The sequence below is a fragment of the Halorubrum sp. Atlit-26R genome (genome assembly GCF_003666015.1).
Classification (GTDB): domain Archaea; phylum Halobacteriota; class Halobacteria; order Halobacteriales; family Haloferacaceae; genus Halorubrum.
The window spans coordinates 1-434 of the sequence record NZ_QPLT01000558.1; the positions used below are offsets into that span (position 1 = coordinate 1).

Annotated in this window: 1 pseudogene; it reads right to left on the reverse strand. The window is 57.4% G+C overall.

Going from position 1 to position 434, the window contains the following annotated elements:
- Window positions 1–434, reverse strand: a pseudogene (locus DVK07_RS21930) (polyphosphate kinase 1); the annotation flags it as partial.

Below are 434 nucleotides of genomic sequence, written 5' to 3' on the forward strand. Positions count from 1 at the left end.
ACCCTACAGTCCCGTACGCGACGTGGATGCCCTCCTCTTCGAGTTGCCGAACCCATTCGAGGTTGTTTTTTTCGTCGAACCGAGCCTTCAGTTCGACCATCACCGCGACCTGCTTGCCGTTGTCGGCGGCATTTATAAGGCTCTGAATTACCTTCGAGTCGCTCGCGGTTCGATAGATCGCCGCCTTCACCGCGAGCACGTCGGGATCGGTCGCGGCCGCGTTGAGGAATCGCTGAACCGTCCCCTCGAACGAGTGATACGGGTGGTGCGCGAGAATGTCCCCGTGTTTAATTTCGTCAAAGATACTCTTCGTCTCGTCTCTAGTATCACTCGCCAGTGAGCCTAATCGGGGATGAGGCTTTGGTGACCACGCCGGCGGCTTGAGATCGGGGCGATCGAGATCGATGAGCTCGAAGAAGTCCTCGAAGTCGATC